This is a genomic window from Vibrio sp. V39_P1S14PM300 (assembly GCF_009904765.1).
GTDB classification, from domain to species: Bacteria; Pseudomonadota; Gammaproteobacteria; order Enterobacterales; family Vibrionaceae; genus Vibrio; species Vibrio proteolyticus.
In genome coordinates this window covers 1-10,849 of record NZ_WXWP01000053.1, presented here as the reverse complement: position 1 = coordinate 10,849, position 10,849 = coordinate 1, and the positions used below count along the sequence as shown (strand labels likewise).

General features: G+C 50.2%; 10 protein-coding genes. 8 read left to right on the top strand and 2 right to left on the bottom strand.

Going from position 1 to position 10,849, the window contains the following annotated elements:
- From CAG65_RS02730 to CAG65_RS02710, 5 genes are all read left to right on the top strand, one after another.
- A partial coding sequence (locus CAG65_RS02730) for a PTS sugar transporter subunit IIC (RefSeq protein WP_161452009.1) occupies positions 1–1,304 on the top strand: 1,304 nt, incomplete at its 5' end.
- A 51-nt stretch (positions 1,305–1,355) separates the two neighbouring features.
- Positions 1,356–1,664: a PTS lactose/cellobiose transporter subunit IIA gene (locus CAG65_RS02725; protein ID WP_161452007.1), complete on the top strand. Its 309-nt coding sequence runs from the start codon at positions 1,356–1,358 to the stop codon at positions 1,662–1,664.
- 9 nt (positions 1,665–1,673) lie between these two features.
- Positions 1,674–2,984 (top strand): 6-phospho-beta-glucosidase, encoded by a 1,311-nt coding sequence (locus CAG65_RS02720; RefSeq protein ID WP_161452005.1) that lies wholly within the window; start codon positions 1,674–1,676, stop codon positions 2,982–2,984.
- A gap of 27 nt (positions 2,985–3,011) precedes the next feature.
- Positions 3,012–3,752 carry a chitin disaccharide deacetylase gene (chbG, locus tag CAG65_RS02715; protein ID WP_161452003.1) on the top strand — a complete coding sequence of 247 codons (741 nt, stop codon included), beginning with the start codon at positions 3,012–3,014 and terminating at the stop codon, positions 3,750–3,752.
- A 111-nt stretch (positions 3,753–3,863) separates the two neighbouring features.
- The gene (locus CAG65_RS02710) at positions 3,864–4,859 is read left to right on the top strand and encodes a LacI family DNA-binding transcriptional regulator (protein WP_161452001.1); all 996 of its coding nucleotides are present in this window, start codon (positions 3,864–3,866) and stop codon (positions 4,857–4,859) included.
- 38 nt (positions 4,860–4,897) lie between these two features.
- Here the strand turns inward: CAG65_RS02710 and CAG65_RS02705 are convergent, their stop codons facing one another.
- Together CAG65_RS02705 and CAG65_RS02700 are read right to left on the bottom strand one after the other, a co-directional pair.
- Complete coding sequence (locus tag CAG65_RS02705) at positions 4,898–6,448, bottom strand: DHA2 family efflux MFS transporter permease subunit (protein ID WP_161451999.1); 1,551 nt, start codon at positions 6,446–6,448, stop codon at positions 4,898–4,900.
- A gap of 4 nt (positions 6,449–6,452) precedes the next feature.
- Positions 6,453–7,529, bottom strand: a complete 1,077-nt coding sequence (locus CAG65_RS02700; RefSeq protein ID WP_021706792.1) for an HlyD family secretion protein — start codon at positions 7,527–7,529, stop codon at positions 6,453–6,455.
- 127 nt (positions 7,530–7,656) lie between these two features.
- Here CAG65_RS02700 and CAG65_RS02695 point away from each other — a divergent pair, with 127 nt between their 5' ends.
- The 3 genes from CAG65_RS02695 to CAG65_RS02685 all read left to right on the top strand — a co-directional run bounded on the left by CAG65_RS02695 (position 7,657) and on the right by CAG65_RS02685 (position 10,421).
- Positions 7,657–8,568, top strand: coding sequence for a LysR substrate-binding domain-containing protein (locus CAG65_RS02695; protein ID WP_161451997.1), 912 nt, complete (start codon positions 7,657–7,659; stop codon positions 8,566–8,568).
- A 67-nt stretch (positions 8,569–8,635) separates the two neighbouring features.
- The gene (locus CAG65_RS02690) at positions 8,636–9,043 is read left to right on the top strand and encodes a VOC family protein (RefSeq protein ID WP_161451995.1); all 408 of its coding nucleotides are present in this window, start codon (positions 8,636–8,638) and stop codon (positions 9,041–9,043) included.
- Positions 9,044–9,158: 115 nt separating this feature from the next.
- Positions 9,159–10,421, top strand: coding sequence for a DUF3391 domain-containing protein (locus tag CAG65_RS02685; protein ID WP_161451993.1), 1,263 nt, complete (start codon positions 9,159–9,161; stop codon positions 10,419–10,421).
- Positions 10,422–10,849: the final 428 nt, after the last annotated feature.

Below are 10,849 nucleotides of genomic sequence, written 5' to 3'. Positions count from 1 at the left end.
TGGAAAAATATATTGCTCCCATTGCAGCGAAAGTGGGTAATCAACCACATGTTCGGGCCATGCGTGACGGGTTTATCGTTGCCATGCCGTTTATCATTGTTGGTAGTTTTATTCTGATTTTCGCTTTTCCGCCATTTGGTGAAGAGACCCAAAATGCTTTTGGGCGTCTTTGGGTTGATTTTGCGACCACACACTTCGACACCATCATGATGCCGTTCAATATGTCGATGGGCATTATGACCATATTTGTCTCGCTCGGTGTGGCCTACAGTTTGGCGAAAGCTTACAAAATGGATGGTATCACCAGTGCGGTACTGTCCTTGATGAGTTTTCTGTTGGTGGCTGCCCCTGCCACGGACGGCACGCTTTCGATGTCGCACATGGGGGGCACAGGCATCTTTACCGCGGTAATGTGTGCCTTTTTCTCTGTTGAACTGTATCGATTAATGAAAAAGTACAACATTACCATCCGGATGCCAGAGCAGGTTCCCCCCGCCATTGCTCGCTCGTTTGAAGTGCTGTTACCCGTGCTGGCGATCTTTGTCACTTTGTATCCGCTCAGCTTATTCGTGCAAACACAATACGACATGTTGATCCCGGATGCAGTAATGGCGATGTTCAAACCGTTGATCAGCGCCTCTAATACCTTACCTGCCATCATTGGGGCTTTGTTGTTGTGTCAGTTGTTGTGGTTTGCCGGCATACATGGCGCTGCGATTGTGGTGGGGCTACTGTCACCCATTTTCCTGACCAACATCAGCGCCAACATTGAGGCATTTGTTGCTGGAGACACCGTACCGAATGTCTTTACCCAACCATTCTGGGATTTCTACATCTTTATCGGTGGTTCAGGGGCAACCTTGGCGCTGGTACTGCTGATGTCCTTCAGCCGTTCGGTGCACCTGAAAAGTATTGGCCGTATGAGTGCTGTGCCCGGATTCTTTCAAATCAATGAACCAGTGATTTTTGGCAGTCCGGTAGTGATGAATCCTATTTTGTTTATTCCTTTTGTGTTCGCTCCTGTGGTGAACGCGACGATTGCGTATTTTGCTATTCAGCTGGGTTTTGTTGGCATGGGCGTGGCAACGACTCCCTGGACGACGCCAGCACTGATCGGCGCCTCATGGGGCAGTGGTTGGACACTCTCACCAGTGTTGCTGGTGATCGGCTTACTGATCCTGGATCTGTTTATCTATCTACCATTTTTCAAAATGTTCGAAAAACAGATGCTTGAGCAAGAACAGCCCTCAGAGCTGCAGGACAATGCGCAGCCTCAGCCAGCCAGCGTTGGCGCAACCGCTTAATCAATTTATCCGGGCCGCCGTGCAGGGTGGCCCGTTATCGGGAGAAACACAATGGAACAAGAATTGGTTGTGATGGAAATTATTTGCAATGCCGGTGAAGCTCGCAGTCTGAGCTATGAGGCATTACGACTGTCAAGAGAGAAAGCTTTTGCGGATGCGGAGGCAAAATTGGCTCAGGCCAAAGAGTGTTTGAACAAAGCGCATTTGATCCAGACTCAGTTGATTGAGGCGGATCAAGGTGAGGGAAAAGTGCCGATGACCTTGGTGATGGTGCACGCTCAGGATCACCTCATGACCACAATTCTGGCTCAGGAATTGGCGACCGAGATGGTGGCCCTGCACAAACAACTGGAGCAATAAGGAGGAGTTATGCCGAGAGATGCTTTGAAACTGGCCATTATTGGTGGCGGCAGCAGCTACACGCCAGAGCTGGTTGAGGGGGTGCTCAAACGCCTTGAATACCTGCCGGTAAAACAGCTGCATTTTGTCGACATCGAATCTGGAGCCGACAAACTGGAGATCATTCGCAGTCTGGCGCAGCGTATGGTTGACAAAGTTGGTGCTGAGATCGAAATCAAGGCTGGATTTGATCGTCGGGAAGCGATTCGGGGAGCGGATTTTGTGATGACTCAGTTTCGTGTCGGAGGGTTAACCGCACGGGCGAACGATGAACGCATCCCTTTGAAGTATGATGTCATTGGTCAGGAGACGACCGGGCCGGGTGGTTTTGCCAAAGCCCTGCGCACGATTCCTGTCGTGCTGGATATTTGTCGGGATATTGAAGAGCTGGCACCGGACGCCTGGATGCTCAACTTTACTAATCCGGCGGGGCTGGTGTCTGAAGCGGTCAGCAAGTACACCAAGGTGAAAAGCATTGGGCTGTGTAATGTGCCCGTCTCAATGGAGATGATGATCGCCGAAATGATGGAGTGTGAGCCTGCGGAACTGCAGCTCGAATTTGCTGGTTTGAACCATCTGGTGTGGGTACATAATGCCTGGTTACGTGGGCGCAATGTTACTCAACAGGTTTTGGCCAAAGTGGGGGATGGCGCCAACTTCAGCATGAAGAACATTTTTGAAGAGCCTTGGGATCCAGATTTTCTCAACGCACTTGGGGCGATCCCTTGCCCATACCACCGTTATTTCTATCAGACCGATGCGATGTTGGCAGAGGAAAAACAGGCGGCCAGTGAGCAAGGCACCCGTGCAGAACAAGTCATGGCGACCGAACAGGCACTGTTTAAACTTTATCAGGATCCTCATTTAGATCATAAACCTAAGGAGCTGGAAGAGCGTGGAGGTGCATACTATTCTGATGCTTCTTTGAATTTGGTCGATGCAATCTACAATAACCGTAACACTATCCATGTGGTCAATGTTTTGAATAATGGCGCTATCAAAGGACTGGCGGACGATGCGGTGATTGAGTGCAGCGCGGTGGTTGGCAATTGGGGCGCGAAGCCACTGGCGGTTGGTGAACTGTCACCCAAAATCAGCGGATTGTTGCATCAAGTGAAAGCGTACGAGCAACTGGCGATTGAGGCTGCAGTACACGGTGATTACGATCAGGCCTTGATGGCACTGGCAAACAATCCATTGGTGCCGGACATTCAGCGTGCCAAACTGATCTTGAATGATATCTTGGACGTCAACGCCAGTTATCTGCCTCAGTTTCGTTGATGCGGCGTGTAACAAGAGAGTGGACCGATGAAAGTTATTTTTAACGCTGACGATTTTGGTTTGACGCCTGGCGTGAATGCCGGGATCGCCAGAGCACATCGCCAGGGGGTGGTGAAATCGACCACCATGATGGTCGGAATGGCGGCTGAAGCCGATGCATTAGCGCTGGCTGCCGAGTTACCTGAGTTGAAAATCGGATTGCATTTGAGGTTCACGGCGGGGGCTCCATTAACGGGGCACCCGAGCTTGACGTCAGATGGCCATCATTGTCTGACTTATGCGGATTTTTGGCGTAAACAGGATTTTGATCCTTTGGTGGTCTATCAGGAGTGCCGCGCTCAAGTGGAGTATTTTTTACGTCTCGGGCTGCCGCTCAGTCATATCGATAGTCATCACCATGTGCATCGCCATCCTCAGTTGTTCGATGTGGTAAAAGAAGTGGCAAGCGAGTTTCGGGTTCCAATGCGTGAAGTGGGGCTGGTGGGCGCCGCTGCGCCCCTTCGCTACCATTTCAGCGATCGTTTTTATGATCACGGGGTGAGCATGGACGCTCTGACCACGCATTTGCATGCGATGAGGGCGGATTGTGATGTGTTGGAAGTGATGTGTCATCCGGCCGAGGTGGATCATTGGTTAGCGCAAAACAGTGGCTATACGCATCAGCGAGAGCAAGAACTGCAGCTTCTCACCTCAGCGCAATTGATGGACTGGTTAGTGCAACATGATATCAGAGTCACGGATTATTCAGAGCTTGGTTCTGCCTCTTAGGCGCTCTGTGTATGATTAGACTGCCAGTTGCGCCCCCGGGTTAGTCACCTTTCGCATCCGGCAGTCCCTTTTTCTTAACCAATGAGATTTCTCAGCAGTCAGAAGACAAATATGGCCAGAATTAAAGATGTAGCAGAGCTTGCGGGCGTCAATCGTTCGACTGTGTCACGGATCATCAACGGAGAAGGCAAGTTTCGTGAAGAAACGCGCCGTAAAGTTGAACAGGCGATGGCGGAGCTCAATTATAGGCCGAGCGCCATTGCCCGCTCTCTGGCGACAGCTTCGAGTAACATGATGGGGTTGCTGGTCACGTATTACACCGGGGGCTTCTTTGGTGAAATGATGGAGCAGGTGCAAACGGAGCTGGATTCTCATCACAAGTTTTTGATCACGGCGCAGGGACACCACAGCGCAGAAGGCGAGCGTGAGGCCATTCAGCGTTTTCGTGATTTACGCTGTGATGGATACATACTGCATAGCCGTTATTTGTCTGACGACGATCTCCGGGCCTTGGCGCAACAACCAACGCCGTTTGTGCTGCTCGATCGCTATGTCGAGGGATTGGAATCACGCTGTATTACCTTTGATCACCGTCAGGCCAGTCGCCTTGCCGTTGAACACTTGATTCAGCAGGGGCATCGTCGTATCGCTTGTATTACCGGGCCATTGCAACGGCAAAACAGTATGTTGAGAAAACAAGGTTATCTCGACGCAATGCAAAGCGCAGGAGTGACGCCAGATGAGTCGTGGTGTGAAGAAGGCAACTACGGCCGAAAAAGTGGCTATGAAGCCATGAAAGTATTACTCCATCGCCATGCCGACATGACGGCAGTGTTTTCCTGTAGCGAGGAGATGACCGTCGGGGCTATGCAGTGTCTTCAACAGTTCGCGATTCCGGTGCCAGAGCAGATTTCACTGACCAGTTTTGACAGCGTGGACGTCTGCGATGGCTTATATCCGACAGTATCAGCGGTACATTTTCCGATCAGTGATATGGCCCGTGCAGCCGTTCAGGTATTGATGGGGCTGGTTCAAGGCAACGGTGCGCCTGAAATGCCACATTTTCAGGCGCAGTTGATCAAACGTCATGCGGACAGAGCCCTTTAGTTGTATCGGCTCTTGAAAGATGAAAGACTTGCCAGATATCAGTCTTTCATACTCAGAATTAACACAGCAGCAAGGGCCAGAAAGCCACTCATGATCAGAAACACGTCATTGTATGCCATGATGGCGGCTTCACGCTGCATGGTCATGGTCAGAGTGGATTGCGCTTGCATCAGTGCTGTCGCGCTGTCACTCCCCGACTGTATAAAGAAGCTTTGTTGCCGCTGCAGAGTTTGCCAGCCTTGAGTGCTGACCAGCGGCAGGGACTCTTTGATGTGTGCCAGATGCTCTCGGGTTTTGTTGTCCAGCAGGGTGGCAATCACGGCGATGCTAAAGGCCCCGCCTAGGTTGCGCATCACATTGGTCAGAGTGGAGGCGTCGGGGGTATCGGGTGGGCGGATGTTCTTCATGGCCACCAGTGATAACGGCACCATAATGAACGGGCTGCCGATGGCCCTCAGAATCATCGATAAAATCAGCTGATGCCCGCCAAAATCGATGGTCATGTGCGTGTTCACGAAACAGCTCAGTCCGAACATCAGAAACCCGAACGTCACCAGCCAAGTGGGTTTAATCATGCGGGTCAGTTTCGGCACCAGTGGGAAAATCAACAGTTGAGGAAAGCCCATCCACATCAGAACTTCACCAATCTCCATTGCGTTGTATTGTTGTATCTGAGTCAGGTAAAGTGGCAAAACGTAAATTGACCCCAGCAGCGCCATACCGAGGATCATGTACGCGATGCACGACATGGCGAACTGCGGATCACGCAGCAGTCGCAAGTTCACCAGTGGCCTTTTATGCTGCAGTTCATTAATGACGAAGTAAACCAGGCTGACGGCGGAGACAATGCTCAACAGCACGATGAATTCAGAGCTGAACCATTCCTCGCGATTCCCTTCTTCCAGCACCACTTCCAGGCACCCCAGACCCAGCGCCATGGTGGCAATTCCAAACCAGTCCGCCCGTTTTAAATGCGTCAGCTCTATGGGTGCATCGTCCAGCCCGTAGCGGATCATCGAGATCACCAGCAGCGCCGGTGGGATATTGATGTAAAAAATATAGTGCCAGGAAAGGTTCTCGGTCAGCCACCCGCCCAATGTGGGTCCGATGGATGGCGCAAACGTCGCGGTTACCCCAAACAATGCCATACCGATAGCGCGTTTGCTGACGGGCAACAGCTGAATCACCAAGGAAAACGCCAGCGGGATTAAGGCGCCGCCGCTAAAGCCCTGCATTGCCCGGAATACAATCATCGATGTCATGTTCCACGACAACGAGCACAGAAAGGACGACAGGGTAAAAATCGTGGTGGTCCAGGTCAGATAGCGGCGGGTGCCCAGTGCTTTTGACAACCAGCCACTGAGTGGAATCGCAATCATCTCTGCCACCAGATACGACGTTGAGATCCACGAACTTTCATCGAGTGTGGCCGAGAGCGCGCCTTGAATGTCTTTTAGCGATGAGTTTGTGATCTGAATGTCGAGGATCGCCATAAATGCACCGACCAGACCACCAATAAGAGCAATCCAGTGGCGTTGTGGCACGCTCTGCTCTTGATGGTCTGCCGGTATTGATGCGGTACTGGCCATATGCTTAATCCCGGGTATCAACCGTAGCGATCACGGATAGCCCTGGTAACAGGCGGCCAGCAAGCGATTTTTGATCGGGTATCAGTATTTTAACCGGGACACGCTGGACAATTTTTGTGAAGTTGCCGGTGGCGTTTTCAGGTGGCAACAGCGCAAACTTGGCACCAGTCGCCGGAGAAAAGCTATCGACGATCCCGTCCAGTGTCTGGCCAGGGAAAGCATCCAGCTCGACCCGGACTTTTTGTCCTTGGTGGATCCCGGCCAGTTGAGTTTCTTTGAAGTTGGCTTCGATCCAAACCTGGCTGGTCGGGACCAGGCTCATCAGCGGCATGCCGGTTTGCACCAGCATACCAACTCGTGCGGCTCGTTTGCCGACGATGCCATCCACCGGCGCATAAATTTTTGTGTATTCCAGATTGAGTTTGGCCTGTTCCACCTGAGCCTCGGCTTCTGCAACGGCGGCTTTCGCTTGTTGGGTTTGACTGTCGAGCACCGACAGTTGCTCCAGTGACGCCTGATGGGTAGCTCGTGCTTCATTCAGTGCTGCCCGGGTCACTTTCTGGTGTGACAACATGCTGTCGAGTTCATCTTGCGATGAATAGTTTTTCTGCAGCAGACGGCGTGTGCGGTCGACTTGTTGGCCTGCACGGTCATATTCGGCTTGCTTCGATGCGATTTGACTTTCCGCCTGCCTGATTTGGCTTTGCTGCAGGATACGCTGTGCTGTGAGATTACCGATATTGGCTTTATTGACAGCTAATTGAGCGTTGGCTTGAGCCAGTGCCGCAATAAAATCACGATCATCGATGTCTGCCAGCAGAGTGCCTGCGGTTACATACTGATTGTCGCTGACGTATGAGTGAACAATATAACCGGCCACTTTGGGACTGATGGTAGTGATGTCGCCCTGCAGGTAGGCATTGTCGGTGGATTCAAAATACTGGCCATAACCATACCAGTAAACAGCGCCGGACACGCCGAGTACGAGCATCACTAATGTGGCGATCAGTGGGGCTTTCTTTTTCCCTTTGACGGGGAGAGCAACGTCGTCGTTTGCACGGTTGGCGTGGGGCTCTGACATCTTAACCTCGATGGATTCGTTTCGTCGATGAATGGTTGCTAAGTGTAACGGATGCGGATTGGTTGATAAGATAGGAAAAACAAGAAACACTGTTGCAAAAATTTTACTAATCTAAGGAGCAAGGCTGGTGGACTTAAATGCGATTGTGGTGTTTACGCAGATTGTGGATGGCGGCAGCTTCACTCAGGCTGCTCAGGCATTGGATATGACTAAGTCAACGGTCAGTCGCAAGCTGGCTGAGCTGGAAAAACATCTGGGGGTGAGGTTGGTCACCCGGTCAACTCGCAACCTGGTATTAACCGAAGAGGGAGAACATTTTTACCAATCGTGCACTCAAATGCTGGAGATGCTCGATCAGGCTGAACTTGAGCTGACGGCCAATCAAGACATGGTCCGGGGGCGGTTGAATGTCGTGATGCCAGTGGAACTCGGGCATGAGGTACTCTGTGCCCATATTAATGCGTTTTTGTCCGAACACCCGAATGTCACAGTGAACTTGGAAATGAGTAACCGCGAAGTCGACCTCATCGCTGAAGGCATCGATGTGTACGCGCAAGTGGGGGAGTTGAGTGATTCGAGTTTAATCTCACGTCGGATCAGCAGTTCGCCGCGAGTGCTGGTAGCGAGCCCTGGCTATTTGAGGAAACACGGTCAAATTAATGCGCCGGCTGATTTGAAAGCGCCACATAAAATGGTCAAATTGCATAATCCGGCGGTGAAGCTGCCTCCCTGGCAGTTAAAAACCGCTAATCAGGCCCCGGTATCCATTGAGTTACCGTATCAACTGAGGGTGAATACCATTACGTCCTGCCTGAAAGGGTGCCTGAGCGATCTGGGTATCGCGGTGTTACCCGAGTTTATCTGCCGCGAGTATTTTGCTTCGGGCCAACTGGTTCAGTTATTGCCCGAATGGGAAATGACGGACGTTCCCATCAGTTTGGTCTACGCCAATCGTCAATTGATGCCTAAACGGCTGAGCGTGTTTATTGAGTTCCTGCTGGGCCGTTTCGGTCAGCAATTCAGGCCGTTTCCTCGTTAAGTTGTACCGCAACGCGTGCCGACCCGATTTCGTCTATCTTGTAGGTATAGAGTGAAAGGAGGTGGTTATGTTAACGGTCACGCCCTATCTGTTTTTTGCCGGACACTGCGAAGAAGCCTTGAGTTACTATCAACACTGCTTTGATGGCCATGTCGTATTGAAGAAATATTTTCGCGATGCACCAGAGCAGATAGAAGGTGTCAATCCCGATTGGGTGATGCATGCGGAGTTTCAGGCACACGGTATGACGGTGATGCTGTCCGATGGATTGGCTGCCCGGGAGTTAGGGGGAAACAACATTGCGCTGTCGGTCGTGATTGATGAGTTGAGTGTACAAGAGCAGATTTTTAACCGTTTGGCGGCAGAAGGGCATGTCATGATGCCGTTGGCAGAAAGTTTTTGGGGCGCACGGTTTGGTAAGGTGGAAGATAAGTTTGGTGTGCGGTGGATGCTGCATGCGGGCATGAGTCGTTAATTCGCCCCGGGGTCTGGCGAGTGTCTCACTCCGTCGTTTCACTAATGAATTTATGATTTTAATACACTAAACTGATGTTTCGAGCGACTCGTTTGTTGAATAGTAGTGATAAGCCGTGGCAACCATAAAAATAACTGTTGACCGAATTCAGCCCGGGCTGCATATCCGTCTCCCAGTGAAGTGGAATGAGCATCCCTTCTTATTTAATAGCTTCAAAATCAAATCGGATGAACAAATTCAGGTCATTCGCCACCTGGGCATCAAATACGTCTATATAGATCTCAGCCAGAGTGATACTCAGCCGTTATCGGCAAATGTGCTGGCGGACAAACATCAAGATGAGAAAGAAGACGCGCAGAGCGTCGATATCGAAGCGCAAAAGTTATGGCAGGAAAAGCAGCATCGAATTGAAAAGCTCAGCGCCTACCGTCGGCGGGTTATTCAATGTGAAAAGGAATTTGAGCGCTCTTTGGCCAGAATGCGTTCGGTCATGAACAAAATCCGCAATCGACCTGAGCAGGCGGTCAGCGAAGCGACCTCGCTGGTAGAAGATATTGTCGATAAGCTTTTAAGTGATGATAACGTCACTTTGCACTTGATGAACGGTAAGACGGAATTTGAAGATATTTACTTCCATTCGCTAAACGTTTCAGTGATCGCTATGATGATCGGTCAGGCCAAAGGCTACAACGCCCAGCAATTGAGAGAGTTGGCTTTTGCCGCGTTATTTCATGATATGGGGAAAGTCAAAATTCCAACTGCAATCTTGCGTAAGCAAACGCCGTTGACGGACCCGGAAGTGAACTATCTTAAACTGCATACCAAGTACGGTGTGGAGTTAGCCGATAAAATAGACGGCTTTCCTGACAGTGCACGTATCGTGATTGCGCAGCATCATGAATTCAATGATGGGTCCGGTTATCCGGAAGGCTTGAGCGGTGATGAGATTGACGAATTTACTCAGGTCATTGCCGTCGCCAATGCGTTTGACAACATGTGCCATGCCAATAACACCAACGAGCAAAAAATTCCGTATGTCGCTTTGTCTCATCTTTATAAGCATTGTAAGCATCTATATAACAGTGAAAACCTCAGCATTCTGGTTAAGTTTATGGGGGTCTATCCGCCAGGAACTGTAGTTCAGCTTTCTAATGAGATGATTGGCCTGGTGATTTCTGTCAATGCTCGGAGCATCTTATACCCTAATGTGTTGGTATACGATCCATCGGTACCACGCACTCAGGCACCGATCATTGATCTGAAAGAGAAGGACATCAGTATTGTGAGTGCTATCTTACCTGCCAAATTGCCGGATAAAGTTCGCGAGTACTTAAATCCGCGCTCACGGATTTCATACTTTTTTGATAGTGACGACTAGTTATCCACAGTTTTTTGTGGGTAAGTTATGGAAATCGTGGCGATAAAATGGGTGTAAATAAAGGGTTGATTGAAAGCTGTTCAGTTGACTCTTTTTTTATGAAAAAAACTGATTTTCCTCTTGCCTTCATTCTCCATCTCTCTATAATGCGCATCCACTGACACGGCAGACGCCACAAGGCTTCAGCGGTATCAGCGAGGTGAAAAACTTCTCCGAAAAGAAATTTGAAAAAGTGTTTGACTCTTCAAATTATCTCGCTAGAATGCACCTCCGCTTTGAGAGAAAACTTCTCGAAAAGCAAAGCTCTTTAACAATATAAACCTATCAATCTGTGTGGGCACTCGTTGATGATAATCCAAATTGATGTTTCGACATCAACTTAGGTTTCAATGATACGAAGTGACCATTGAGTCTTCGGACTCAGCACA